This is a genomic window from Trichococcus sp. K1Tr (assembly GCF_028309625.1).
Lineage (GTDB): Bacteria > Bacillota > Bacilli > Lactobacillales > Aerococcaceae > Trichococcus.
In genome coordinates, this window is the sequence record NZ_JAQMHR010000001.1 from 563,907 (window position 1) to 588,480 (window position 24,574).

Genomic DNA, 24,574 nt, shown 5'->3' on the forward strand with positions numbered 1-24,574 from the left:
GAGTAGCTTATTTCTTTTGCTGAGCCTACCGACTTTTGGTGCGACTTTGATCGGAGCATTCTGCGCTGATTGATTTTCTGACAGCTGAAAAGTCCGCAGACAATTTCTGCATTGTCTGCGGACTTTTCCCGGGTTATTTTTCATTCATGAAAGTTTCCGGCGTTATATTTTCCATGCCGATCATCGGATCGATGCTCCCATCGGAAATCTGTCCGATGGTCAAATGGTAGACGGGTATGATTTTTGGAGACTCTTTGTTTTCTGGCTTTTGGGTTGCGGATTCTGTAGTTGTTTCGGTGATCGATACAGCAGCTTCATTCCCGGCGCCGGGCGCCTTCGTTTCCTTGCTTTCGGCCGGTTCTTCCGCAGTGAAGACCTTGTCATTGTTCAGGTTGCGTTCCAGTTTTTCATGCAGCATCGTTTTCCGGATGTCGCCGGTGCTTACGACTGCCGTTTCGAAAGCTTCGTAATCCCCGCACAAAATCAATTTGCTTTTGCTCCTGGTGATGGCTGTGTAAAGCAGGTTGCGGCGCAGCATCCGCCCATACTGTTTCACCATCGGCAGAATGACCATCGTAAATTCGCTGCCCTGCGATTTATGGATGGAACAACAGTAAGCCAAAACGAACTTGTTCCAATTGTTCCGGTTATAGGTGACTTCCACGGTATCGAAGAGGATCGTGATCTGGTCGACTTTCTCTTCCGTTTCCTTGGCGAATTGGATGGCGGTGATTTCGCCCATGTCCCCGTTGAAGACATTGTTTTCCGGTTGGTTCACCAACTGCAGCACCTTGTCGCCGACCCGATAGACGACATCAAAAAAAGCGACTTCCCGTCTTTTCTTGTTCCCTTTCGGATTGAAGATCTCCTGCATCATCGTATTGATGGCATCAATGCCGGCAGCGCCTTTGTACATCGGCGCCAGAATCTGGATATCCTTCGCGGTGAACCCTTTTGACTTCGCTTTTTCGACGACTTGCCGGATCACCGGTTCGATCTGGTGCGTTTGGCAAGGCAAAAACGACCGGTCCGCTTGATTGTTGCGGAAATCGCGCGGGAGGATGCCGTTCTTGATTTCGTGCGCCAACGGGATGATCGATGAATCGCCGGACTGCCTGAATATCTCGTTCAGCTCGACCTGCGGCAACGCTTTGCAGTTCAGAAGATCGAACAGCACCTGACCAGGGCCGACCGACGGCAATTGGTCCTTATCCCCCACAAACAGCACTTGCATACCCTGCGGCACCGATTTCAGGAGCCTGTGCATCAACCACGTATCCACCATCGAAACTTCGTCGATGATCAACAGCTTGCCTTCCAGCTCTTGCGTATAAAGCTCCTCGGATTCCTTTTCTTGGCCCGTCAAGCCCAGCAAGCGGTGAATCGTGCTGCCGGGCAGACCTGTCGTTTCCTGCATCCTTTTCGCTGCACGTCCGGTCGGAGCGGCAAGCAATATCGGGAATAGTCCGTCTTTGTAATCGTGAGGGTCTTCCGGCAGATCGTTCAATTCGGAGAACATGCGCACGATCCCTTTCAGAACGGTCGTTTTGCCGGTACCGGGTCCCCCGGTCAGGATGAAGAACGGTGAAAGCAAAGCTGCTTTTATCGCTTCAATTTGGGAAGCGCCGTAGCGGATCTGCAAGTTTGATTGCAGATGCTCGATTTCCAGATCCAAATCCACTCCCGGATAAGCAATTTTCGTCTTCCGTTTCAGAAGCCTATCGATCGATGATGCGATGCCCTCTTCTGCGAAATAAAGGGATGGGATGGCAAAACGGCTGTGATCCTCGACCACCTTCATGTCCATCACCATCTCCATCAACGCCTCGATGACGGGCGCATCCTCGATGATGAAGCGCCGGCTTTGCTCAAGCAAATGGATCGTCCGCTCAAGCAAGACGGTCCCGTCGGCATAGGTATCCCCGTTCGAGAGGCAAAGTTCCTGCAACGTCGCAAACAAGCCCCCCTTCAGCCGGCTCGTGTGATCCGGAGCGAAATTCAACTCCTCCGCCAATTGATCGGCCTTCTTGAAGCCGATGCCTTCGATGTCCTCGAGCAGTCGGTAAGGATTTTCGTTGAGGACAGTCAGCGTTTCGGTACGGTAAAAATGAAAGATATTCGCTGCCTGATTATTGGAGAAACCATAGTTCCCCAAAGCGATCAGGATCTTCTCGGTCCCTTGCGTCTGCATCAGCACATCGCGCATCATTTCCCTTTTTTTGGGTGTCATACCGCTGATGTTTTTCAGCGCATCCGGGTCATCGAGGATGACGTCGACCGCTTCTTCGCCAAAAGTCTCGACGATTTTTTCAGCTGTCCGTTTACCGATGCCCGGGAACCGTTCCCCCGACAAGAATGCAATCAACCCATTCTTGGAGGTGGGTTTTTCCTGTTGATAGGAATTGGCTTGGAATTGGACCCCGTATCTTGGATGCTCCACGACCTCGCCGAAAAAGCGGTAGGCTGTATCTTCGGTTATCTGACCGAAGCTTCCCGTCACAACAATTTCATCAAGCTTTTGCGGGAGATTCGATTCACTGACTGAAATCAGCATGACTTTGTAGAAATTACTCGCGTTTTCAAAGAAAATCACTTTGATTTCTCCAACGATATAGCCTTGTTCTGTATCCATCCGGATGATCCCCTCCCTTTTTTAAAATATTCAGACTTGTTACAAGATTCCTTAAGAACGATACCACAATTCCCGATCAAATTAAAGAGAGGCCGGAGAAAAAAACCGGCCTCTCGCTTTATTAAAAGATAAACTATTTCAAATTTAAAAGCGCATCACCGTAGGTGGTTCACAAGATTGAAAAAAGTTTCATGTATTCCAAATCGTTGGCTAGCTTCACGGGTAAGCCCTTCGGAATTTAGATAAATCTTACCTATTGCGCTCTTCGATGCTCAGTCGGTAAGATTTCCTAAAATTCTTTCAGGGCTGAGCGAACCCGTTCAGCTTTTCTTATTTAGATGTACTGCAGGACGCGTTCGGCTTGATAAGCCTTGTCGATCGTTCCCCCACCGAGACACTCCATGCCGTCATAAAATACGACTGCTTGGCCTGGTGTGATGGCACGGACCGGTTCCGCAAATTCCACACGGGCGGTCGTTTGGTCTTCGTTCAGGTAGACAGTGACCGCAGTGTCTTTTTGACGATACCGGAATTTTGCCGTACAGGTGAACACGGATGGTTTTTTGCCTTCGGTTGTGAAATGGATATCGGTCGCATCCAGACTGTCAGCGTAGAGGTTCTCATGGTGATAGCCTTGGCCCACGTAAAGCGTGTTTGTCTCCAGATCCTTGCCGATGACGAACCAAGGATCGTCGGATTCTCCGCCGCCGCCGATTCCCAAGCCTTTTCTTTGCCCGATCGTATAGTACATCAATCCGGCATGCTCACCCATCACATCGCCGCTCAAAGTGACCATTTTGCCCGGGATTGCCGGCAGAAAGTTCGTCAAAAATTCTTTGAAGTTCTTCTCGCCGATGAAACAGATGCCTGTCGAATCTTTTTTCTTGGCTGTCGCCAAACCCGCTTCTTCAGCGATGCGGCGCACTTCCGGTTTTTCGATTCCGCCCAGCGGAAACATCGTTTTGGAAAGTTGCTCTTGGGAAAGCTGATTCAGGAAATAGGTTTGGTCCTTGTTGTCGTCCACGCCTCTGAGCAGATGAGCCGTGCCATCTTCGTCACGTACGACTTGCGCATAGTGCCCGGTTGCAACATAATCCGCCCCCAATTCCATCGCATAATCCAAGAAAGCCTTGAACTTGATTTCCTTATTGCACATGACATCCGGATTCGGAGTCCGTCCCTTCTTATACTCGTCCAGGAAATATTGGAAGACCTTATCCCAGTATTCCTTTTCGAAATTGACGGAATAATAGGGAATGCCGATCTGTTGTGCGACAGCCTGAACATCCTTGTAATCTTCCGTTGCCGTACAGAATCCGAATTCATCCGTATCATCCCAATTCTTCATGAAAATGCCGATGACGTCGTAGCCTTGTTCCTTCAAAAGCAATGCTGTGACAGAAGAGTCAACACCACCGCTCATTCCGACCACCACGCGTATTTTTGAATTGTCTTGCATGCCTATCACACCCTTACTTGATTTGTGTATTTAATCACTTCTTACATTATATAAGTAACATCCGATACAAAGAAACAGTTTACACCATCCCAGCGCATAATTCAAGCTTTCTCGCCTGTCCACATCCAACCCGACAGTCACATCAGTCTGGCGATAAGCATCAGGATAACTTGATGGATAGGATAATAGGCATAACCGGCCCATTTCGGCAGCGGTCTGATCCGGAAATCAACCGGCAGAAGCATGGGAATGAGCGCCACTGCAGCGATTGCCTGCAATGAGGGGAATTGCATGGCATTCACCAACAAAAACAAAGCGATTCCCGCAGCGGCATGTTTTTCCGAAAGCACATAGATTGTCCAGCCCATCAACAAGCCATACAAACCGTATTCCGTAAAATGGACCAACAAGATTGCCGGCAAGATGAACCGGTAGTCTTTGATCGATAAGGCAAAAAGTGCCAAGGTGAAAAGGATATTGAAGACATTCCCTGTTTGGGCGGTTATCGGCATACTGATGAGCCCGGTCAGGACCAGCCGCAGCAGATACTTGCGGAAATCACGCGTCTCCCTTACCCCTTGCACGGTTGTATACAAAAAACAAGGGAAAGCGATGCGTCCGACAACTCGCAGAAAAAGCAGTGAGGGGAACAGATAATAGCCGATATGGTCGATCGTCATGGTTATGATCGCTATCCATTTGATGAGTGCCGTTTTGTTGTTGTACGCCATTCCGTCACTTCCGATCTTCTTGAATTGTGTGGATTTCCAAAAAACTTTCGCAATAAAGAAAACAAAGCAGAAAACCTTGGAAGGATTTCTGCTTCATTTTCAGGGAAACTTTCGCTCAGACTGTATAAGGCTTCGCATCCAAATTCAGGTGCGCCAAAGCTTGCTCGATGTCTTCGATGATGTCATCCACGTTTTCAAGCCCTACCGAAAAGCGGATCAGACCCGGCGTGATGCCTGCTGCCGCCAATTGCTCGTCGGTCAGCTGTCTGTGGGTCGAACTTGCCGGATGGAGCACACAAGTCCGGATGTCGGCCACATGGACTTCATTGGACGCCAACTTCAGGCTGTCCATGAATTTGATGGCATTTTCTCTGCTTCCTTCGATCGAAAGCGAAATGACGCCGCACGTTCCGAGCGGCAGATATTTATTTGCCAATTCGTGGTACTTGTCTCCTTCTAAGCCGGGATAATTCACAAATTCGACTTTTTCGGATTGTTTGAAATATTCAGCGACTTTCAAGGCGTTGCTGCAATGTCTGTCCATCCTCACAGGCAGTGTTTCAAGCCCCAGATTCAATAAGAAGGCAGCATTGGCGGTTGGGTACGCCCCCATGTCCCTCATCATCTGTACCCGTGCTTTTGTGATATACGCAGCTTTCTCAAAGCTGTCCGTATAGACGATACCATGGTAGGATTCATCCGGTTCGGTGAATTCTGGGAAATTGCCGTTCTTCCAGTCAAAATTGCCGCTGTCGACAATGACCCCACCCATCTGCACAGCATGGCCATCCATGTATTTCGAAGTGGAATGGACCACGATGTCCGCTCCAAACTCGAACGGTCGGCAAAGGTACGGCGTCGGGAACGTGTTGTCCACGATCAAAGGCACGTTGTTGTTGTGAGCGATCGCTGCCCATTTTTCGATGTCCAGAACGGACAAAGCGGGGTTTGCGATGGTTTCGCCGAATACAGCCTTTGTATTCGGTTTGAACATTTTTTGGATTTCTTCCTCAGGCAGTTCTTGGTCGACAAATGTGCATTCGATTCCGAATCGCTTCAAAGTTACGGCAAACAGATTAATGGTACCGCCATAAATGGAGGCGGTGCTGATGAAATGATCGCCTTGCTTGAGGATGTTCATCAAGCTGATCATGGTGGCTGCCTGTCCGGAAGTTGTGCACAAAGCCCCTACGCCACCCTCCATCGCCGCAATTTTCTCTTCCACGGCCGCAACCGTAGGATTGGATATGCGCGAATACATGTGTCCGGCAGCCGTCAAGTCGAATAATTTACCGATATGTTCTGTCGAGTCATATCTGTACGTAGTGCTTTGGTAAATCGGAAGCGCACTTGGCTCCCCGTTCCCTGGGTGATACCCTTCGTGTAAACATTGTGTTTCAATTCTCATGATTGACCCTCCTCATTAAGATAACGCTCATAATCTCATATATATTTAACATTTTACCACAATTCCAAAAGGCTTTGTGGAGATATTGAGGCGAAATCGAAAGATCCTGAGGAACAAAAAAAGACAGAGCGTGTCTGTCTTCCGGACTTGCTATTCTTCGATAAACTGTACCGTACCGTTTTCAAAAGCCTTGATGCGCGCCAATGAATAGACATCCATGCCTTGCTCTTCCAGAATTTTTCTGCCTTTTTGGAAGGATTTCTCGATGACGATACCGACACCGGCAATCTCCGCTCCAGCCTGCTTGCAGATCTCCATCAAGCCGTTGGTGGCTTGTCCGTTCGCCAAAAAGTCGTCGATGATAAGGACCGTATCGTTCTCATCAAGATATTGTTTGGAGATTGTGATTTCGTTTGTGACATCTTTCGTGAAAGAGTACACGGTGGCTGAATAAAGATTGTCTTTCATCGTCAGACTCTTTTGTTTTCTTGCAAAAACAACTTTCACTCCCAATGCCAAACCTGTGAATACTGCGGGCACAATGCCGGATGTCTCCACCGTCAATATTTTGGTGATTTTTTTGTCGGCAAAATACCGTGCAAATTCATCTCCCAATTGTTGCATCAATACCGGATCGATCTGATGGTTCAAGAAATTGTCCACCTTCAACACGTTGTCCCCCAACACGATGCCGTCCTTCAGTATGCGTTCTTCAAGCAATTTCATAAAAAAAATCCTCCTTCATCACATTTCGTTCTATCTATCAGCCGCTTGCGACAGTCGGCTAGCATGACTTATTTCCGTTAACAAATAACAGTAAAACAATACAGATAATCTTCGTTTTTGTCAACCATCCGTAAGCGTTATCGCCGGTTGGGGTAAGCATCCACCCGGAAAAACGAACAAATCTTCATTCGGGCAGTTTTTTATCCGTAGAAGAAAAAACGAGAAGGATCCGGCTCCCGGACCCTTCTCGTTTTCAGTTGTGAAGCTTAGTCAACGTATACTTCGGAATCTTTGTTCATCCATGAGTACAGCAAACCGATGATCAATCCGCCGCCGATGTAATTGCCGATCATAGCGAAGAACCAGTTCGTCAGAACGCTGCCGACCGTCATCCCTGGCAAAGCGCCGCCGAATGCGAAAAACGCAAGGCTGAAGGATGAGAAGTTGGCGATAACGTGCTCAAAGCCTAAAAATGCAAAGATGAAGATGATGAAAATGGTCGAGAAAAGCTTGCCGGCGTCATCCTTCATATGCGCGCTCACAAATACAGTCGTATTTACGATGACGTTCGCGAAAATACCTTCGGCTACCATCTGGATAGGTGTTTTGAGCAACTTGCCTTCAACTGCATGGAAAAGGAAGTGCTCCGCCGGCAAATCTTGGAAAATATTCGTGAATGACATGACGAATGAAGCGATTGTTCCGCCGATAAGGTTGAATAAAATACAAGCGAATAAAATTGCTAAAGCTCTTTTTGGTGCCAGCACCTTGCGGTAAATAGCTGCTGTCATGTACATCATGTTGGATGTACCCAATTCTGTGTTCATGTAATTGATCATGACCAAAGACCATGCAAACATGAATGAGTAGAAAAATTTCCCGCTACCTGGCAGCATGTGTTCTGCTTTTTCAGCGACCATAACAGCGATTGCTGTACCCAACGTCAAAAACATACCAGCAAGCATACATCTGATGAAATATTTTACTTGTGAAGTCTCAAATAAATGTGACTTCTTGAGGGCGCTTTTATCAACTGTAGTCATGGCTGCGCCTTGATATTTTTGTTCCACTTTCTTCATCTCCCGAATTGTTTGTGCGATTCTGAATAAGTATATCATATTTCATAGGAATTGGAATGAAAAAAATAACGGTTTATATAATTATATTAATGTGCTTATAGTGTGCATCGTGTTCTTTTGGTGCACACGCATCCAAGCGGATTACGTTTTTCAATTTGATGCAAAAAAGACCGGCCGTAAGATTAACTCTCACAGTGCCGGTCCGTTGTTTTCAGATATCGAAAATAAGTTTGGATCACTCAGAAACTTCAGTCAGGACGCCGTTTTCGACCAAACTGTCCAAAATATATTCCAACTGTTCTTTTGCAGCCGACATGGTTGCCTTACCGTAGACATCCACTGTCTGCAATCCGTTGCTCGTCGTTGTGGAAACTTTCAATGTTTTCAGATCGGCAGCGACGACAATTTTCACTTTGATCCCTTGTTTATGCAGCACGCTGCTGTCCAAATCGCGGACCATTTGGAAATTGCCGTTTTTGGTTTCTTCAAAACCATTGTCGCGCAAAGTGTAGCGTTTCACCTGTTCATTCAATCGAAAGGTTTTTCCGGATCCCTTTAAAGATACATTTTTTTCGAATGCCATATGCAGTCCTCCAAGATAACGTTTTCTCTATCATAACATACTTTTTTTCTTTCGTTCAGCCGTTCTTGTATTGCTTATTGTGGATGCTTTCCAGCAATGCGATCAGTGTGTCCACCTCATCGGTAGTGTTATCCGGTCCGAAAGAAATGCGCAAGGATTCTGTTGCGCGTGGATTCCCCTTACCGTACATCGCTGCCAATACGTGACTCGGTTCAAGACTGCCGGCTGTACAGGCGGATCCGGCCGCCAGCATGATCCCTTTGAGATCGCACTGGATCAGCATTTTATCGGAACGCATGCCGGGCAGCCAGATGTTCAAGATGTGCGGTACCCCTTCAGTGTAGACACCGTTGCATTCGAATGGGACACCGCTCTTTTCAAGCTCGCTCAGAAAATACTCGCCCAGTTCACGCTTTTTCCGGTTGCTTTCTTTGCGTTCCGCCTCCATCAGTGCGACGGCTTTGGCAAACCCTCTGATGTAGGGCGTGTTTTCCGTACCGCCGCGGTGGTCGTTCTCCTGGCTGCCGCCATGGATGAAATTAGGCAGATGCAGGCTATTTTTGCGGTATAAAAACCCAATGCCTTTGGGCCCATTGATTTTATGCGCGGAAACGGACAAGAGGTCGATATGCTGTTGCCCGACATCAATCTGCTCGCTGCCATAAGCCTGAACGGCATCGGTATGGAAAAGGATGTTCTGCTCGGCCAAAAATGCGCCGATTTCAGCGATCGGATTGATGCTGCCAACCTCGTTGTTGGCATACATCAGTGAGACAAGGATCGTATCTTCTCGAATCGCATCCTTCACGGATTGCAAGTTTACTATTCCGGCAGCGTCCACCGGCAGATAGGTCACCTCAAAGCCTAACGTTTCCAGATAATGCATCGGATGCAGGACTGCATGGTGTTCCGCTGCCGAAGTGATCAGGTGTTTCCCCTTTTCCTTCAGAGCCAACGCAGTCGGTATGATCGCTGTATTGTTGGATTCGGAGCCGCAGCTTGTGATGATGATATCAGCCGGGTCTGCTTGGATGGATGCCGCAAAAACCCTGCGCGACTGGTCGATATGCTGTCTAGTTCGTCTTCCCATCGCATAGGTGCTGGAAGGATTCCCGTAATCTTCGCTAAGCGATTCCTGAATGACCGCGACAACTTCAGGTCGCACCGGGGTCGTAGCGGCATGGTCGAAATAAATCATTTTGTTACCTTCTTTCTTTCACAAGTCTTTCTACTGTTCAAAATAACTGTTCAGCCATCGGTACAGGCGCAGTTCGATGCTGTTGTCCAATTCTGTATTGGATTTTTCAGCATCTGCTGGACCCTGTCCCAATAATTTCTTCGTTGCTTCAATATCGATAAGACAGAAAAACGCATAGGACGCTCTTATTCTGTTGTTTGCATACCAGTACCTTTTCAACAATGGGTGGGCTTGTATTTGGATGTATTTTTTCTCTGCATTAGCGACCCGACCGAACAGCGCATCGCAAAATAAAGATTCCATCACATAGATGGGCCAATAGACCGACTCTGTGACCGGACGATTGGCTGAAAAAGTCTGCAACAATGAATCGGCTTCTTCAAAATCCAGTTCCCCCAAAGCGCGGACATAGGCGACCATGTAGAAGTAGTCAACCAGGAAGGTTTTTTGATACTGCGCATCTTTTAAGCTTTCGAAATAAGCGTCCGGAAAGTCCGTGAATGGGACTTTTTCTTCGATAAGCCGCGCCATTTCCAATTGCTGGAACAGGAGCCTGCGCGCGGGCATAGATCGGCTCACTTCCCTCAGCACGGCTCCATCATTCTGCCCTTTCGGCAGCAGGTTCGCTAAAGCCATCCAGACAGGCACAAAACTGAACAAAACGAGCAGGGAGCCCGCCTTCAGCTCCAGCAAAAAAGCCGCGCTGTACAAGAGTGCCCCCGTCAAAGCATTAGCCATAATGCCCCCCAGCAGATAACCGCGATAAGGTAATTCCGCATAGTCCCCTTTCGGCGGCGCCATCAAGCATTGGCCCGCCAGCAAAGGCGAGGCAGTCTGCCTATGATGCAGACTGTGATCCGCTTGGCTGTACTTGAAACGTCTGACTTGAAAGCTGACCAGCCGATAACCGCTCAGTTTTCCGAAGAGAAAATGTCCCCCTTCATGAAGAAAGATGTGCACATAGATGGATAAGAACAGACCGACAAACAATAGGGGAATGAGGATCGGATCAAACGACAACAGTTGCACCCAATTGTTGAATCCCATCGCAATCAGGTATCCATACAGCATGATGAAGGCAATTGAAATATGGATGGCAATTCTCAGAAATGATTTTTTCATGAAGTTCCCCCTACTCTTCCTCCAGCTGCATTTCCGGGAACAACAAGCGCAGGATTTCCATCGTCAAACGTCGGCTTTTCCCTTGGTACGGATAAATGTGGATCAGCATGGCTGGGTTGAAGTTCGCCTCGATCACCCCGTAATTCGGCTCCACTTTCGCGGCCGGGACTGAATGGTCCGGGATGATGATATCCACCCCACACACTGCAACACCCAGTGAGGCTGCCATCTGCACAGCCAATTGCTTGTAGCTATCGTCCATCTGATCCGTAAAATCAATCGAATCGCCGCCGGTACTGATATTTGAATTATCCCGCAGACGGACAGTCGTGCCTACAGGCGGGATACTGTCGAAAGTATAGCCTTGGCCTTGAATCGTCAACTTCTCGAGTTCCCCGGTCCCGATCAATGCCAGCGGCGTACGATGATTTTTGCCGCGCAAGCTGTCTTTATTCTTTTCCTCGACCAATTGGCGGATCGTCCGGCTGCCGTCGCCTACCACATTGGCGGGTACACGCAGCAATACAGCCTTCGTTTCGTTTCCGACGACAAAGAAACGGTACTCGGTGCCGGACAAGTAATCTTCCACGAGCACATCTTCGTCCTCTTCAAATGCCATATGGATAGCTTTCTCATAATTTTCAAAGGATGCGCCATCCTTGAAGATGGAAATCCCCAGACCATAGTTCGTGGACTTTGGTTTGACTACGATGCCTTTCCCGGCAAAGATAGGATAGTCGCGCAAGGCTGCTGCCACCGAGTGGTACTCTCCGCTGTCCGGAACCGCAAATCCGTTCTCCGCCAATATTTTTTTGGTGACAACCTTGTTTTCCATGATGAGCGGGCCAATATAGCTGTCTTTTGCCGTCATATTGCCGTTCTTCACGTATTCGCGATGGTTTTTGTAAGTCAGCGAGATGAATTGGTCATATCGGTCGAGCATGTTGACCTTCAAACCTTTTTGGATGGCGTCGAAAAGCAGAATCTGCGTGGAGAGTTCCATGTCCTCAAAGCCTCTCAAGGCATACGGCCGTTTCCAGGCAGCTTCTTTGTACTGTTTGGCCAAAGATGCGGCCCAAACCGCTTTGTCCTCTGCCGCGTCCAATGCTTTGACCATCTGCCCAGCCACTGTCTTTTCCGGATTGTGGAATGCTTCGATTTTTTCTTTGACGATTGCACTGATTTTCTCTTCTGCACCGATCGCTTCCAGCATCTGCAGCATCCCTTTCAGAATGGACAGCCCTTCAGCTTGGAATGCTGATGGCTGCAGAGGATTCTCCAAAGCAGTGCTGTAATTCATTTCTTTCCCGATCTTCATCTCTTCTTCGCTGGCATCTTGCTCGATCCACAATAAATAGAGCAGGAAATAATGGATGAAGTACATATCCTCTTTATGCATGCCGAACTCAGCAAATGGGTTCAGATCGAACAGCCTGAATTCGAGGTAGGCGATTCCGTTCGTCAGCAAATCACGCGCTTTGTTGGCCCCTCTGAAACGGACAGTGGAATAAAATTCTTTTTCGGCAATGAGTTTGCCGGTTGTCACCATTTTTTCGATATCCTGCACGTAGGCATCAATCGATTCAAAAGAAACATGCACATCCGCTTTATTGACGTATCCGTACTTGCTGCTGCGGATGCTTCTTGTGTACCTGTCCAGAGGCAAATCGTGCTGTGTTTCTTTTTCGAAGTAGGAGCTGTCGGCGGATATGGATCCTCCCATAAGATAGGTCATGATCCATTGGTGACGGATGAAGTTATGCGCCATCTTCAAGTAGACATCCGATTGGAACGCTTTGAGCGTCCCGGCAGCCCCGGAAAGCTGATGCAGTTCTTTGATGAGGGCAGGATCCAACTCGAAGTTGAAGTGGATGCCGCTGACCATCTGTTTCTTGTTCCCGTAAACAGAGACCAAATACTCCCGGTACGCCACATCATCCGCGCTGTCCAACTTGGCTACTTTGATTTCTTCGCTCGCCGGCATGATCGGCGGGATGCTGCAAGGCAACAAATATTCATCTTCCGGCAAGGACCGCAGCACGACATCATGGATAGCCATCAGCCATTCATGCGTTTCCTCGATCGACTGCATCGGCGGTGTGATCAATTCCGGTTGGCTTTCCGCAAAATCAGTCTGGATGTAAGGATGGAAACTGCGATTACCGAATATGATTGGATGGTTTGTATTGGCGATCGTGCCGTCATCCGTTATCCGTTGGCTTTCTTTTTCGATTCCAAAAGAGGCTTTCGAAAATAATGCCGATAATTTATGTGTTAAAATAATCTCTTTGAAATCTGTCATTATGTACTCTCACTTTCTGCTTCCAATTTTCAATGTATTCATTATAGCTTTTCTGCTTGTAAATAGTAAAGATGTTGCCTGCCTTTCTTTTCAATCAATTTTCACAAATCCGCAAAAAATAACCGGGCGAATGTTTGTTCTTTTTTATCAGATGGCATATAATGGGTAGAGAAAAAGGAGCGGAGATCAATGAAACAACCTTTAGCATACCGTATGCGTCCTGTCCACATCGACGAAGTCATCGGCCAAAGTCATCTGGTCGGCGAGAATAAAATCATCCGCCGCATGGTCGATGCCAAGATGCTTTCTTCCATGATACTGTACGGCCCACCGGGAATCGGCAAAACCAGCATTGCGAGCGCCATCGCCGGTTCGACGCATTCGGCTTTCCGGCAACTGAACGCCGCCACTGACACAAAAAAAGACCTGCAGATCGTCGTGGAGGAAGCCAAATTTTCCGGCCAAGTCATCCTCTTGTTGGATGAGGTGCATCGGTTGGACAAACCCAAGCAGGATTTTCTCTTGCCGCACCTTGAAAGCGGCCAGGTCATCCTGATCGGCGCCACCACCGAAAATCCATACATCAGCATCAGTCCCGCCATCCGGAGCCGGACCCAAATTTTCGAATTGAAGCCCCTGACAACACAGGACGTCATATTGGCGTTGGAACGGGCCATTGCGGATGAAAAGCGCGGTTTGGGGAATGAAAAAATCGTAATCGACGAAGATGCCTTGCTTCATTTCGCCAGAAGCACGATGGGTGACGTGCGCGGCTCGCTGAACGCCTTGGAATTGGCTGCCCTATCCACCAAACCGGATGCGGATGGCACCATCCACATCACCTTGGACATCGCCGAGGAGTGTGTCCAAAAGAAGGCATTGGTCCACGATAAGAACGGCGATGCCCATTACGATGTCATATCAGCCTTTCAAAAATCGATCCGCGGCAGCGACGTCGATGCAGCCATGCATTATCTGGCCAGGCTGCTGGAAGCCGGCGAATTGCTGATCGCCTGCAGACGTTTGATGGTCTGTGCCTACGAAGACATCGGCTTAGGCAATCCGCAGGCAGTATCCCGGACCGTTTTGGCCGTTCAGGCTGCTGAAAAATTGGGCTTGCCGGAAGCCCGCATTCCCTTGGCCAACGCTGTCGTCGATTTGGCCCTTTCGCCGAAATCCAATTCGGCCTATCTTGCCTTGGACAGCGCTCTGGCCGACGTGCGCGCCGGAAAGTCCGGGGACATACCGGATAGTCTGCGCGATGCCCATTACAGCGGCGCTAATAAGTTGGGCCGCGGCATCGGCTATCAATACCCGCACGATTTTCCGGATCACTGGATCAAACAACAATATTTGCCTGATTCGCTGAAAGATCGCCGCTACTACGAGCCCGCTTCGACCGGGAAATATGAACAGGCCTTGGCCAGCCAATTGCAGCACCGCTTCAATAAAGATTCCTGAGGATTGTTTGGCAGCGTTTAACCTGTTGCGGCTGTAATGTTTCCGGAATGAAACTCTTGTGTTTTGCTTGCCAACGATTGATTAGTATGCTACTATACGTATATAGATTTCTGAGGTGTTCGACATATTCTCAATGTGTTGACCGAACAATTTATTACTACCTTGGGATCCTGTTTATTCCGGTGGATAACACGCCTTATCATTTGGTAGTTAGAGACTGGATATTGGAGCCCACCTGCTTATATGCGGGTTCAAAACTAGTAGAATATAACTCACCGGCACCATCGGATTTCTAATAAAGTTTTATACTTTTGGAGCTGCTCTTTGAGCAGCTTTTTTTGCAGACTGGAAAGCACAGGATAGCACTTTTTGAGCCATTATCCCGCAATTTCCTTGAGGAGGACGCACTTTGGTAGAATTGTTGATTGCCATTTTTTCATTATTGCTGGTTTCGACCGGACTTTTCATGACATTGAAAGGCCCCACCGTCTTCGTGTTGGCTCCGGACCGGATCACCGAACAGCAACGCCATCAAATCTGGCTCTTTTTCCGTAACGGCGGAGCCCTGTACATGTTGATCGGTTTTCTCTGCCTGCTGACGATTTTCTTCAGGAGTACCCTGCTTTATGCATTTGCCGTGCTGATTGCTTCAGGGTATACAGCACTCTTCAGCATCAGGCTGGCCGGCATGATGAAAGATCAGGGCCGCTGACCAAGAAATTCCCGGAAAGAATCGCATACGCTTTCATTTTTATGTAAAGTGAAGTAAAATAAACTTGTAAGCGATACTAGTTTAGAGGAGTGGTTAATATGTTTCAAGAGTATAAGAAAATTTTGATACCGGTTGACGGATCGAGAGAATCAGAATTATCCTTCCGTAAAGCTGTGGAAGTGGCCAAACGGAATAAAGCAGCCATCATCATCACTCATATTATCGATACAAGAGCCATACAGACCCCCACAGGTTTTGAAGGCAGCTTCACGGATGAAATCGTCCGCCAATCCAAAACGTTGATGGAAGAATACAAAACCTATGCTACGAATGAAGGCATAACCGATGTTCATACCGTCATCGAATACGGTTCACCAAAAGCCATCATCGCAAAAGATTTGCCTGCCGAATACGGCGTGGATCTGATCATGATCGGTGCGACCGGCCTTAATGCCGTAGAAAGACTGTTCATCGGCTCCGTATCCGAGTACGTCATCCGCAACGCACCCTGCGATGTGCTGGTCGTCCGGACCGATCTCGAGAACAAACCAAAACCTAAAAAATGACAGGCAGCGGCCTGACCGTCCTGCCCCAGAAAAAATTCAACAAAAAAATTCCGTTATGCCAGTAGTTGGCATAACGGAATTTTTATTTTTAATGAATATTTTTAGCTGAAGCGTACGACGTCGCGAGCAATCATCATTTCTTCGTCCGTAGGGATCAACAGCACTTTAACTTTTGAATCGTCAGTTGAAATGATTCTTTCAACGCCGCGGACATTGTTCTTTTCATCGTCGATTTCGCAACCGAACCAAGACATGCCATCGATGATGATTTTGCGGGTAGGCGCTGAATTTTCTCCGACGCCGGCAGTGAAGACGATCGCATCCACACCGTTCATGATCGCAACGTATTGTCCGATGTATTTTATGATGCGATTGTGGAAGATATCCAATGCAATTTGAGCTTGCTCGTTGCCTTTTTCAGCTTCTGTTTCGACATCGCGCATATCGCTTGATACGCCGGATAATCCCAACAGGCCTGATTTTTTGTTCAGGATGTCAACGAATTCATTGATATCAGTGATGCCCAATTTGCCCATCAAATACGCGATCAATGATGCATCGATGTCGCCTGAGCGAGTTCCCATCGTGATGCCTGCCAATGGCGTGAAGCCCATGGATGTGTCGATTGATTTTCCGCCTTGGACAGCAGTGATGGAACCGCCGTTACCGATATGGCACGTAACGATCTTCAACTCTTCGATCGGTCTGCCCAACATTTCAGCAGCGCGTTCAGCAACATATTTGTGGCTTGTTCCGTGTGCGCCGTATTTTCTGGCAGCATATTTTTCATAGTATTCCATCGGGATGCTGTAAAGGTAATTTACTTTCGGCATTGTTGTATGGAAAGATGTATCGAATACAGCAACACTTGTGATGTCAGGCAACAATTTCTTGAATGCACGGATTCCAGTAGCGTTCGCTGGGTTGTGCAACGGCGCCAATTCAGCCAATTCTTCGATTTGTTCCAGGACAAGATCATCCACTCGCGCAGAATCTTTGAAGATTTCGCCGCCGGCAACGACACGGTGGCCGACGCCTGTGATCTCATCGTAGCTTGAAATGATGTTTAGTGCTAACAATTGATCAAGTAATTTCTGTACCGCGATCTCATGGTTCGCAATATCTTCCGTTACTTGGAATTTTTCGCCTTCTCCGTGTTTGATTGTGAAGACGGAATCGTTCAAACCGATTCTTTCGATAATTCCGGTTGCAAGAACTTCCTGATCAGGCATAGCGTATAATGTAAATTTCAAGCTTGAGCTACCAGCATTGATAGCGATGATTTTTGACATTTTTTTCTCTCCTTTAAATTGACTGATTTTTCTTATATCTCTAATAAATATTATATCATCTTTGCGCTCCAATTGTGGAAAATATCCAGGAAAGATTGCATCTTTTGTGCGTTTTTAAGATCTGGAATTTCCCCCAAAAGCACTTGTTCGGCTTGAATCGATTTTTCACCATTTTTTTGAACAATAATGATTGATTTTTTCATTCCATTTTTGTGGAACAGATCTTCCGGAAGGCTCAAAAACGCCTGTATATGAACGTTTTCCTTCAACCACCCAATTAATACAGATGTTTTATCTGTTTCAAAAATGTCGGACGGAACGATAAAAATCCCCCAACCGGATTCTTTCAAATAGTTCACATTTTGTTCAAACATTAGGAAATGCGCAAAAGAATTCCCTTCCGAAAAAGCTGTTTTGTAGTTTTTTGCGCGCTCGTTTACCGGATAATATCCGATTGGAAAATCCGATACCATGATATCCGAGGGTTCGATCAACAGTTCCTGCAGGCTGTCTGAATGGGTGTAATGGATTTTTTCGGACAATCCCATCAAGGATCCGCTGTTTGCCGCGACGCTGATCAACAGGTCATCGTTGTCAACTGCTTCCGCAGTCACTTCATTGCCTCTGCTTGCCAAATGCGCCAGGACGATATTGAGAAGATTCCCTGTCCCTGCTGCCAAATCTGAAACATGCAGTTTTTCTGTCTTATCTTTTTTTATTTCTCCGATGAAATAAGCGATCAGATACGCAATCGTGTCCGGAGTCATTTGATGATTCATCTGAAGCTTGTCTTCTTTCGTGGCTTTGATGAAAGTCAGTTGTATGCTCTTGCGGATGATTTCTTTGTCCAATGCTTCCAAATTCATCTTTTTGTAGAGGCTGTTCAGGCGTTCGATTGCCTCATTTGAAGGCAAACCTTCCACTTGTTGTGCTTTCCCTTCAAAGGAAAGATTTTCCAGCGTCTCGGACAACGCTTCTATATATGAAAGTTCAGCTTCCGTTTGAAGTAATTTGATGGCTTCATCCATTAAACCGAAAAGACTCTCAACATTTGTTGCTTTCAAGTCGTTCACCGTCCCTTACTTTTTGTTGTTCTGTAAAAAACAAAAAAACCTGCGAAGGAAGTGACTGATCATTTGCCCCCGCAAGGTTTTTTTGTGTGTATGTAATTGGTTGATCGGCAAAAGTACAAGTATTATTTAGCTGTAGGGTATACAGAAACTTGTTTTTTGTCACGGCCTAAACGTTCGAAACGAACGACACCGTCAACTTTTGCAAATAGAGTGTCATCTCCACCGATACCGACGTTAGTACCTGGATGGATTTTTGTTCCGCGTTGACGGTACAAAATCGATCCGCCAGTTACTGTTTGTCCGTCTGCACGTTTAGCGCCTAAACGTTTAGATTGGGACTCACGTCCGTTGGTAGTAGATCCGCCCCCTTTTTTGTGGGCGAACAATTGTAGATTCAATTTCAACATGTGGTTTGCACCTCCTTATTAAGTAGTACAGTTTTTATTGCATTTTTATGGTCACATAATCTGGATATGTCTGAGCGACATCTTCCAGTGAATAGAATAGATGCTTCAGTAAAATCTGCGTGATGTATTGCTGTTCCGCTTCCCTTTCGGAAAGTATTTCTGCATAGAGATACCCGCCTTCATCATCAGCTTCATCAACAAGCATCTGGTAACCGGCTAAACGTTCAACGCTATTCACAGTTTCGATGGCCAGTACAGAAACAGCGGCACAGATAATATCTTCACCTGCTACCCCATACCCGGCATGTCCCGTAATCTCGAAAGAAAGCAGGTTGCCATGGTCATCTTCTTTAAATTTCACTTCAATCATGGTTATTCACACTCTTATGCTTTGATTGCGTCAATGATTACTTTTGTATAAGGTTGACGATGACCTTGCTTGCGGTGTGTATCTTTTCTTCTCTTGTATTTGAAAGTAGTTACTTTCTTTTCTTTGCCCTGTTTTTCAACAGTGCCTTCTACAGAAGCACCTGTTACGAATGGAGCGCCAATTTTGGTTTCTTCTCCACCTACAAATACGATTTCATCAAAAGTTACTTTATCACCAGCTTCAGCATCTAATTTTTCAATGTAGATCGCTTGTCCAACTTCAACTTTTAATTGTTTACCACCTGTTACGATAATTGCGTACATATTCTCTGCACCTCCTTATTTTACTTAGACTCGCCAAACGAAGTGCCCTTTAAGGTCTTATGACTCCCATTCGTGCGGTTGTAGCCGTGGTGCGCACATTTACAACATTAATAGCTTATCAAAAATCAAGCCTCAAGTCAACCAAAATCAAAACATTCGTCAAATAAGTCGCCTTTTACCTCACTGAGGACCAAAAATGGTAAAACAAAAAACAGGGCAGCTGCCCTGTTTTTTGTTTGGACTGTCCGATTTTCTGCGGACATGCCCGAGCCTTCACAATATCATTAACGGTTCTTGACGAATTCGCTTGAGGATACGATCCGGGTACCATATTGTTGCCCGAACTCGGTATCATGCGTAACGATCAGGATGCCGGTTCCTCCTGCTGCAATTTCCTGGATTAGCTTGCCGATGCTGTCGGAAGATTCACGATCAAGCGCAGAAGTCGGTTCATCAAAACAAAGCACGCGAGGATTCAGCATCATCGCCCGGGCGATTGCGACCCTTTGCTTCTGGCCTCCGGACAACGTCGACGGCATCGCGTTCAATTTGTCTTCCAATCCCATTTGCTCCAATAATCCAGCTGCCTTCGCCGTCAACTCTTCACGGCTGCCCAATTTTTGAGCAAGCGGCGCCTCAAGCAGATTGTCCAGCACAGAAAGGTTCGGGAACAAAGCGTAGTCCTGGAACACCATGCCGATTTTATTTTGGTAAAGACGCCTTTGTTTGCGGTCCGCATATTCTGCGCCTTTCAAACCTTGCTTGCACAAGACAGCATCTTCGATCGAAATGGTGCCTTGGTCTGCTTTTTCAAGATTGTTTAGCAAGCGCATCAAAGTTGTCTTACCCGTTCCGGAACGTCCCACAAGCACAACGATTTCATTGGAATCGATGTGGAATGAAAAATCATCGATTACGGTTATGTCATGATAAGACTTTGTTAAATTCATCGCATTTAATAACATGATTGCCGCTCCTCCCTAAAAGTTCCCTTTGGATTCAAGTTTATTCAGCAGCACCGTAATGACAGCCGTAACGGATAAATAGACGATACCCACTGCCAGGAACGGCACTAACGAAGCATACGTGTTCGCGGCAATCTGCCCTGCCCGCAACAGTTCCCCGAGACCGATGACATAAACCAAAGATGTATCTTTTACTAGCGCAATCACTTCATTCCCTACAGATGGCAATACGATCTTGGTGACCTGTGGAATGATGATTTTGAAAAACCCTCTGACCTTACCGATACCCAACACCGAAATGGCCTCGAACTGCCCTTTCGGAACAGCCGTGATACCTCCGCGGAAGATTTCCGCATAATAGGCGGCATAGTTGATCATATATGCCAGAATTGCTGCCGAAAAACGATCCAACGTGATGCCTATCAGCGGCAAACCGAAGAAAACAAACATCAATTGCAACAGCAATGGCGTCCCTCTCATGATGAAGACATATATCTGGATCAGAAAACCCAGCCACTTGGGTCCGTAAACCCGGATGACGGCAATCAGAAATCCTAACGGAATGCTGGATATCCCTATGATGAAGAACAACGTAAGTGTCATCTTCAAGCCGTCAAGCAATGATGGCAGTATCGTCTGTATCAAGTCCATTTCATAAACCTCTTTCTTACCCTTTATTTTCGTTATTCACTATAGAACCATTTGTCGTATATTTCATCGAAGGTTCCGTCTTCCTTCATGTCGGCCAAAGCTGCATCGACACGCTCCTGCAAGTCAGTGTTGTCCTTTTTGAAGGCAACCGCCATCTCGTCTTCCCCGAAGTTATCCTCCAGGACACGGTAGATGTCTTTGCCGGACTGCTTCATGTAATAACGCCCGTAGACTTCACCGACTACAATGGCATCCACACGGCCTGATTCCAGGTCGCTGAAGGAATTATTATTGGAAGGATAAAGCACCAGATCCCCGCCCAATTTTTCAAATATCCCTGATGCGTCCTCCATGATTTTGTCCACAGAACTGGACGATTGTTGTGTCGAAACCAACTTCCCTTCCAGGTCTGCTTTCGTTTGGATGTCGCTGCCCTTCAAAACGATGATGGATTGCGCATCCACGATGTACGGTTTGCTCAAGAGGACTTTTTCGGCCCGTTCCGGCGTGATGGCATAGCCATTCCAAATCATGTCGATGTTACCGGAATCCAATTCGGTTTCCTTCATTGCCCAATCAATCGGTTGAAAAACCATTTCGGCTCCGATCCGTTCACCGACCTCTTTCGCCAGATCGACATCGAATCCGATGATTTCATTGTTGTCATCACGGAATCCCATCGGCGCAAACGTGTCATCCAAACCTACAATCAGCGTTTCCTCGGCAACAGCTTCCGAGCTGTCGGAAGCATCATCAGCAGTCCCGTCGTTGCATCCAGCCAACAACAATAAACCCGTTCCGATCAAAGCGGCTTTTTTCAGCTTATCCAACATGCGGCTTTCCTCCTTCAATAAACAATTATGTTATTCAGCGAACCAAGTTGTGTAGATTTCATCGTACGTTCCATCTTCACGCATGTCGTTCAACGCTCCATCAATCGCTTCTTTCAGTGCGACATCTTCCTTGCGGACACCCACACCATATTCTTCCTCGCCAAAATTATCGGTAAGAACGGTATACTTTTCCTCACCTTTTTGCTTCATTGTGTAACGGCCCAACACTTCATCAACGACGATTGCGTCACTGCGGCCACTTTCCAGGTCATTGAACACGTCATTGAAAGTAGGGTACAAAATAGCCGTGCCCCCATCAAACTCAGCGGCAATTCCCGTTTCGTCGGCATTGATGGCATCGAATGCCGCAGATCCTTGTTGTGTCGCGACGACTTTCCCGGCCAAATCGGCTTTTGTTTCGATATCACTGTCCGCCATTGTGACGATGATTTGGCTGTTGTTCAGATAAGGTTCTGTGAAAAGCACTTTCTCTTTGCGCTCATCCGTGATGGTATAGCCATTCCAGATCATGTCGATGTTCCCGGAAGCCAATTCGGTTTCCTTCATTGCCCAATCAATCGGCTGGAAAGTGATTTCAACATCCAAGCGTTCAGCGACTTCTTTCGCCAAGTCGACGTCAAAGCCGACGATTTCGCCGCTCTCATCTTTGAAGCCCATCGGTGCAAAAGTATCGTCCAACCCCATCACCAATGTTTCTTTGATCCCTGAATCTTCCGATCCGCTTGCAGAAGAATCCTCAGCAGCTCCTCCACCGCATGCAGCCAATAAACTTGTAGATGCCAACAACATTAATGCTAATTTTTTCATATTCTTCTCCTCCATATATGTGTACTTTTTTATTACCGTATTTTGTGGTGGCCCCTCATCAATCCGTTTCCAATAAAAAAAGCCCTCTAACTTCCTGCTGAAAGTTAAAGGACGATTGAAGTCGTGGTTCCACCTTTTTTTGCGGCATCTTCACAGAAACCGCCTCATAACGTTCCATTCGAAACGTCAGCGCTGTAACGGGCACAACCGAGTCAACCTACTGAGAACAGCGGATGCTGTCTTTTCGGCCTTCTTGCTCAGAGACGTGATTTCACTGCATGCTATTGTTTGCTCGCACCACCCGCAAACTCTCTGGAAATAGGCAAAAGTTACTTTTTCTCTTCATTGCATTTAGAATTTAAGACAATAATACCACAGCGTTCGTTAAATGCAAGCATTTCATTAAAAAAGATCTCATTCATTTCTCATCATGGTCAGTCGTACATCCAGCCCACAAGTTTAAACAATGGGTAATAAATTACAATGAACAGCACAATGTTCAACACGATGGTTGGTCCCAGACGTTCTGAAGCGAAAGCGCTGAAATCAAGCTGCGTAATGTCAATCAAGCTGTAAAAGCCAAAAACGAATGAATCAACCATAACGATCGCTAAGATGAACAACAGAGCCAACACGAAAACATTTTCCGTCAAATATTTCTGCATTTTCTTCACGAAGTACACGATCACCGCAAAAGCGACTGCGTAAACGCCCAAAATGCCGCTGTAATAACTGTCGAACAACAGCCCGAACAGAACTGCGTATAACTGCATCGGTTGTTTTGGGAAGTAGTAGGCAAAAAGCACGAATCCGAACAGCGCCAAGTGCGGCACAAGGATATACTCTTCACTGACGAACTGGCCCGGGAAGGCATTGATCAAAAAACCATCCAAAATCAAAAGCAAGTAAAGCATCACGGGGATGAAATAAGTGTGATGCAAAGATCTGTTCTGCACCATCACTCACCACTCCCGCTCAGCCGTTTGATGACCGTCACGAAACGGATATTATAAACCTCTCCGGCAGGCTCGATCGTCACCTGTTTGAACAGGCCGTAGCTGTCCATGGATACTTCTTTGACGGTTCCGATCAACAAGGCGCTTGGCGAAACGCCGCCCAATCCTGATGTGATCACACTGTCGCCCGGATTGATCACTGCATCCGGGGCAATCTGGGACATGGAAAGCATCTTCGTATTTTCATCATAGCCATTGACGATGCCATGAACAGGTCCGGATTCCGTTTGGATTTCAGCTGACACGCGGTTGGTCGTATCGTTTGAAGTGGTCAACAAAAGCACTTTCGCGCTGGTCGAATTGACTTCGGATACACGGCCGATCAGACCGTTTCCGGCCATCACCGACATGTCGACCTCCACCCCGTCCTGGGACCCTTTGTCGATGACGATCTGGTTCAGCCAACTGTCCGGGTTGCGGGATACTACGGAAGCATTGATTTGTTCATATTCTGATAAAGTGTTTTTTAGTTCAAGCTCTTCCTGCATCCGGGCATTTTCTTGCTCCAGATTATAGACTTTCACTTGCAGCTCATAAACGGTATCAATTTTACTTTTTAAAGATTGGTTTTCTTCATACGTATTCATCAGGTTATCGACTGAATCAACAAAATTCGCCACTACTTCCGCTGGCTTAGAAAATATTCTCGCAATGGAGCCCGTCACATCGTTCCCTACTTGTTGCGGTATCGATGTATCTTCTCTGTTGTTGGTGAGAGAATATGCTATCAAGCTGATAAAGGTGATCACACTGATCAATAGGATAATCAATTTTTTGTTGTTAAAAAACTGATTCACATTGACACCTCATTTCGTACATCACTTTCAATTACATTCA

Annotated in this window: 24 protein-coding genes, 1 other RNA gene and 2 other annotated features; of the genes, 4 read left to right on the forward strand and 21 right to left on the reverse strand. The window is 46.9% G+C overall.

The window, feature by feature from the left end; translation table 11 throughout:
* Positions 1 to 133: 133 nt before the first annotated feature.
* The 10 genes from recD2 to gshAB form a co-directional block, all read right to left on the reverse strand.
* Positions 134 to 2,632, reverse strand: a complete 2,499-nt coding sequence (gene recD2, locus PH235_RS02595; protein ID WP_272160895.1) for an SF1B family DNA helicase RecD2 — start codon at positions 2,630 to 2,632, stop codon at positions 134 to 136.
* A 334-nt stretch (positions 2,633 to 2,966) separates the two neighbouring features.
* Positions 2,967 to 4,091 carry a tRNA 2-thiouridine(34) synthase MnmA gene (gene mnmA / locus PH235_RS02600; protein ID WP_272160896.1) on the reverse strand — a complete coding sequence of 375 codons (1,125 nt, stop codon included), beginning with the start codon at positions 4,089 to 4,091 and terminating at the stop codon, positions 2,967 to 2,969.
* Between the two features lie 137 nt (positions 4,092 to 4,228).
* A complete protein-coding gene (locus PH235_RS02605; protein ID WP_272160897.1) occupies positions 4,229 to 4,822 on the reverse strand; it encodes a TraX family protein in 594 nt (197 codons plus the stop codon).
* A 115-nt stretch (positions 4,823 to 4,937) separates the two neighbouring features.
* Entirely contained in the window at positions 4,938 to 6,230 is a 1,293-nt protein-coding gene (locus PH235_RS02610; protein ID WP_272160898.1) for an O-acetylhomoserine aminocarboxypropyltransferase/cysteine synthase family protein, read from the reverse strand.
* Positions 6,231 to 6,380: 150 nt separating this feature from the next.
* Complete coding sequence (locus tag PH235_RS02615) at positions 6,381 to 6,956, reverse strand: xanthine phosphoribosyltransferase (RefSeq protein WP_272160900.1); 576 nt, start codon at positions 6,954 to 6,956, stop codon at positions 6,381 to 6,383.
* A 266-nt stretch (positions 6,957 to 7,222) separates the two neighbouring features.
* Entirely contained in the window at positions 7,223 to 7,999 is a 777-nt protein-coding gene (locus PH235_RS02620; protein WP_272161032.1) for a formate/nitrite transporter family protein, read from the reverse strand.
* A gap of 271 nt (positions 8,000 to 8,270) precedes the next feature.
* A complete protein-coding gene (locus PH235_RS02625) occupies positions 8,271 to 8,618 on the reverse strand; it encodes a cysteine desulfurase (RefSeq protein WP_272160901.1) in 348 nt (115 codons plus the stop codon).
* Positions 8,619 to 8,673: 55 nt separating this feature from the next.
* Positions 8,674 to 9,816 (reverse strand): cysteine desulfurase family protein, encoded by a 1,143-nt coding sequence (locus PH235_RS02630; protein WP_272160902.1) that lies wholly within the window; start codon positions 9,814 to 9,816, stop codon positions 8,674 to 8,676.
* Positions 9,817 to 9,846: 30 nt separating this feature from the next.
* Entirely contained in the window at positions 9,847 to 10,938 is a 1,092-nt protein-coding gene (locus PH235_RS02635) for a hypothetical protein (RefSeq protein ID WP_272160904.1), read from the reverse strand.
* A gap of 10 nt (positions 10,939 to 10,948) precedes the next feature.
* On the reverse strand, positions 10,949 to 13,240 hold the full coding sequence (gene gshAB / locus PH235_RS02640; protein ID WP_272160906.1) for a bifunctional glutamate--cysteine ligase GshA/glutathione synthetase GshB: 2,292 nt from the start codon (positions 13,238 to 13,240) through the stop codon (positions 10,949 to 10,951).
* Positions 13,241 to 13,429: 189 nt separating this feature from the next.
* Between gshAB and PH235_RS02645 the strand changes: the two genes are divergently transcribed.
* The 4 genes from PH235_RS02645 to PH235_RS02660 all read left to right on the forward strand — a co-directional run bounded on the left by PH235_RS02645 (position 13,430) and on the right by PH235_RS02660 (position 15,979).
* On the forward strand, positions 13,430 to 14,701 hold the full coding sequence (locus PH235_RS02645; protein WP_272160907.1) for a replication-associated recombination protein A: 1,272 nt from the start codon (positions 13,430 to 13,432) through the stop codon (positions 14,699 to 14,701).
* Positions 14,702 to 14,805: 104 nt separating this feature from the next.
* A non-coding RNA gene (ssrS, locus tag PH235_RS02650) (6S RNA) lies at positions 14,806 to 14,996 on the forward strand.
* A gap of 114 nt (positions 14,997 to 15,110) precedes the next feature.
* Complete coding sequence (locus PH235_RS02655; protein ID WP_106448793.1) at positions 15,111 to 15,413, forward strand: hypothetical protein; 303 nt, start codon at positions 15,111 to 15,113, stop codon at positions 15,411 to 15,413.
* 98 nt (positions 15,414 to 15,511) lie between these two features.
* Entirely contained in the window at positions 15,512 to 15,979 is a 468-nt protein-coding gene (locus PH235_RS02660; RefSeq protein ID WP_086628292.1) for a universal stress protein, read from the forward strand.
* A gap of 101 nt (positions 15,980 to 16,080) precedes the next feature.
* On the opposite strand, the gene PH235_RS02665 is transcribed toward PH235_RS02660, so the two are convergent.
* From PH235_RS02665 to mreC, 11 genes are all read right to left on the reverse strand, one after another.
* Positions 16,081 to 17,271 (reverse strand): acetate/propionate family kinase, encoded by a 1,191-nt coding sequence (locus PH235_RS02665; RefSeq protein ID WP_272160908.1) that lies wholly within the window; start codon positions 17,269 to 17,271, stop codon positions 16,081 to 16,083.
* 50 nt (positions 17,272 to 17,321) lie between these two features.
* On the reverse strand, positions 17,322 to 18,335 hold the full coding sequence (locus PH235_RS02670) for a class I SAM-dependent methyltransferase (protein WP_272160909.1): 1,014 nt from the start codon (positions 18,333 to 18,335) through the stop codon (positions 17,322 to 17,324).
* Positions 18,336 to 18,466: 131 nt separating this feature from the next.
* Positions 18,467 to 18,751 carry a 50S ribosomal protein L27 gene (gene rpmA / locus PH235_RS02675; protein ID WP_068560128.1) on the reverse strand — a complete coding sequence of 95 codons (285 nt, stop codon included), beginning with the start codon at positions 18,749 to 18,751 and terminating at the stop codon, positions 18,467 to 18,469.
* Positions 18,752 to 18,785: 34 nt separating this feature from the next.
* Complete coding sequence (locus PH235_RS02680) at positions 18,786 to 19,121, reverse strand: ribosomal-processing cysteine protease Prp (RefSeq protein ID WP_086628295.1); 336 nt, start codon at positions 19,119 to 19,121, stop codon at positions 18,786 to 18,788.
* Between the two features lie 14 nt (positions 19,122 to 19,135).
* Positions 19,136 to 19,444 (reverse strand): 50S ribosomal protein L21, encoded by a 309-nt coding sequence (gene rplU / locus PH235_RS02685; protein ID WP_086628296.1) that lies wholly within the window; start codon positions 19,442 to 19,444, stop codon positions 19,136 to 19,138.
* A 16-nt stretch (positions 19,445 to 19,460) separates the two neighbouring features.
* Positions 19,461 to 19,534, reverse strand: a sequence feature (ribosomal protein L21 leader region).
* Positions 19,535 to 19,728: 194 nt separating this feature from the next.
* A complete protein-coding gene (locus tag PH235_RS02690) occupies positions 19,729 to 20,409 on the reverse strand; it encodes an amino acid ABC transporter ATP-binding protein (protein WP_272160910.1) in 681 nt (226 codons plus the stop codon).
* Between the two features lie 15 nt (positions 20,410 to 20,424).
* A complete protein-coding gene (locus tag PH235_RS02695) occupies positions 20,425 to 21,060 on the reverse strand; it encodes an amino acid ABC transporter permease (RefSeq protein WP_086941783.1) in 636 nt (211 codons plus the stop codon).
* Positions 21,061 to 21,092: 32 nt separating this feature from the next.
* Positions 21,093 to 21,893 carry an amino acid ABC transporter substrate-binding protein gene (locus PH235_RS02700; protein WP_272160913.1) on the reverse strand — a complete coding sequence of 267 codons (801 nt, stop codon included), beginning with the start codon at positions 21,891 to 21,893 and terminating at the stop codon, positions 21,093 to 21,095.
* A gap of 30 nt (positions 21,894 to 21,923) precedes the next feature.
* Entirely contained in the window at positions 21,924 to 22,721 is a 798-nt protein-coding gene (locus tag PH235_RS02705; protein ID WP_272160915.1) for an amino acid ABC transporter substrate-binding protein, read from the reverse strand.
* Positions 22,722 to 22,825: 104 nt separating this feature from the next.
* Positions 22,826 to 23,076 (reverse strand) — a binding site (T-box leader).
* Between the two features lie 79 nt (positions 23,077 to 23,155).
* A complete protein-coding gene (gene mreD, locus PH235_RS02710; protein ID WP_272160917.1) occupies positions 23,156 to 23,680 on the reverse strand; it encodes a rod shape-determining protein MreD in 525 nt (174 codons plus the stop codon).
* A complete protein-coding gene (mreC, locus tag PH235_RS02715; RefSeq protein ID WP_272160918.1) occupies positions 23,680 to 24,534 on the reverse strand; it encodes a rod shape-determining protein MreC in 855 nt (284 codons plus the stop codon). Before mreC ends, mreD begins: the two co-directional genes overlap by 1 nt.
* Positions 24,535 to 24,574: the final 40 nt, after the last annotated feature.

Excerpts from the sequence above, each read along its gene's own strand:
- recD2 (WP_272160895.1), bottom strand. The coding sequence starts at position 2,632 with ATGGATACAGAACAAGGCTATATCGTTGGAGAAATCAAAGTGATTTTC.
- mnmA (WP_272160896.1), bottom strand. The coding sequence starts at position 4,091 with ATGCAAGACAATTCAAAAATACGCGTGGTGGTCGGAATGAGCGGTGGT.
- PH235_RS02605 (WP_272160897.1), bottom strand. The coding sequence starts at position 4,822 with ATGGCGTACAACAACAAAACGGCACTCATCAAATGGATAGCGATCATA.
- PH235_RS02610 (WP_272160898.1), bottom strand. The coding sequence starts at position 6,230 with ATGAGAATTGAAACACAATGTTTACACGAAGGGTATCACCCAGGGAAC.
- PH235_RS02615 (WP_272160900.1), bottom strand. The coding sequence starts at position 6,956 with ATGAAATTGCTTGAAGAACGCATACTGAAGGACGGCATCGTGTTGGGG.
- PH235_RS02620 (WP_272161032.1), bottom strand. The coding sequence starts at position 7,999 with ATGACTACAGTTGATAAAAGCGCCCTCAAGAAGTCACATTTATTTGAG.
- PH235_RS02625 (WP_272160901.1), bottom strand. The coding sequence starts at position 8,618 with ATGGCATTCGAAAAAAATGTATCTTTAAAGGGATCCGGAAAAACCTTT.
- PH235_RS02630 (WP_272160902.1), bottom strand. The coding sequence starts at position 9,816 with ATGATTTATTTCGACCATGCCGCTACGACCCCGGTGCGACCTGAAGTT.
- PH235_RS02635 (WP_272160904.1), bottom strand. The coding sequence starts at position 10,938 with ATGAAAAAATCATTTCTGAGAATTGCCATCCATATTTCAATTGCCTTC.
- gshAB (WP_272160906.1), bottom strand. The coding sequence starts at position 13,240 with ATGACAGATTTCAAAGAGATTATTTTAACACATAAATTATCGGCATTA.
- PH235_RS02645 (WP_272160907.1), top strand. The coding sequence starts at position 13,430 with ATGAAACAACCTTTAGCATACCGTATGCGTCCTGTCCACATCGACGAA.
- PH235_RS02660 (WP_086628292.1), top strand. The coding sequence starts at position 15,512 with ATGTTTCAAGAGTATAAGAAAATTTTGATACCGGTTGACGGATCGAGA.
- PH235_RS02665 (WP_272160908.1), bottom strand. The coding sequence starts at position 17,271 with ATGTCAAAAATCATCGCTATCAATGCTGGTAGCTCAAGCTTGAAATTT.
- rpmA (WP_068560128.1), bottom strand. The coding sequence starts at position 18,751 with ATGTTGAAATTGAATCTACAATTGTTCGCCCACAAAAAAGGGGGCGGA.
- PH235_RS02680 (WP_086628295.1), bottom strand. The coding sequence starts at position 19,121 with ATGATTGAAGTGAAATTTAAAGAAGATGACCATGGCAACCTGCTTTCT.
- rplU (WP_086628296.1), bottom strand. The coding sequence starts at position 19,444 with ATGTACGCAATTATCGTAACAGGTGGTAAACAATTAAAAGTTGAAGTT.
- PH235_RS02690 (WP_272160910.1), bottom strand. The coding sequence starts at position 20,409 with ATGTTATTAAATGCGATGAATTTAACAAAGTCTTATCATGACATAACC.
- PH235_RS02695 (WP_086941783.1), bottom strand. The coding sequence starts at position 21,060 with ATGGACTTGATACAGACGATACTGCCATCATTGCTTGACGGCTTGAAG.
- PH235_RS02700 (WP_272160913.1), bottom strand. The coding sequence starts at position 21,893 with ATGTTGGATAAGCTGAAAAAAGCCGCTTTGATCGGAACGGGTTTATTG.
- PH235_RS02705 (WP_272160915.1), bottom strand. The coding sequence starts at position 22,721 with ATGAAAAAATTAGCATTAATGTTGTTGGCATCTACAAGTTTATTGGCT.
- mreD (WP_272160917.1), bottom strand. The coding sequence starts at position 23,680 with ATGGTGCAGAACAGATCTTTGCATCACACTTATTTCATCCCCGTGATG.